Annotated in this window: 1 protein-coding gene; it reads left to right on the forward strand. The window is 70.1% G+C overall.

The window, feature by feature from the left end:
• The coding region (locus CCN51_RS55620) for a hypothetical protein (protein WP_158104808.1) at positions 1-613 on the forward strand (613 nt) is incomplete at both ends.

Here is a 613-nt window from a genome sequence, read left to right on the forward strand (position 1 = left end):
TGCTGGCCCTCGCCGCTATCGGCCACGAACTGCCCGGTGCGCCGGACGCTGACGGACGGGTGCGTCGTCTACTTCCCCGCATCAAGAGCGGCACTGCAGCCCCAGGGCACTCCAAGCGCCACGCCGTCACCATCAACGCCGTCACCACCCTGTTGGCCAACCGCTGGTATGGGGTTGCCACGGTCCTGCTTTCCAACCCCGATCAACCCCTCGCCGTTGCCGCCCACACGGACGGACCACCCTGGAAGCGACGCCTCAATGTGCCCGCCGTGGCCGCCAGCCGGCGCCTGGCCGGGCTGCCGCGCCTGACCCACCGGCTGCCGACCTTCCCCGAGACTCTCGAGGAGAGCGTCATCGCGGCCACGGCCGAACTGGGGGCGGTGCGGGCCGTGGCTCCCGAGAACGCCACCACGCCTGGCCTGTCCCGTGGCCCCGGGATGGAGATGTTCCGCCAGATCGAGGCGCACATCGAGAGACACTGCGAGCCCTACCGGGAGATGTCACCCGTGTATATCGAGGTGCCCGGCCTGTCCGTCCCCACGACCAAGACCGGTGTGCGCACCAGCGGTCCAGTCCTTCCCCAGCACCTCCCCTCCGCCATGGATGCCGCCAG

The organism is Streptomyces milbemycinicus (assembly GCF_002154605.1).
Lineage (GTDB): Bacteria > Actinomycetota > Actinomycetes > Streptomycetales > Streptomycetaceae > Streptomyces > Streptomyces milbemycinicus.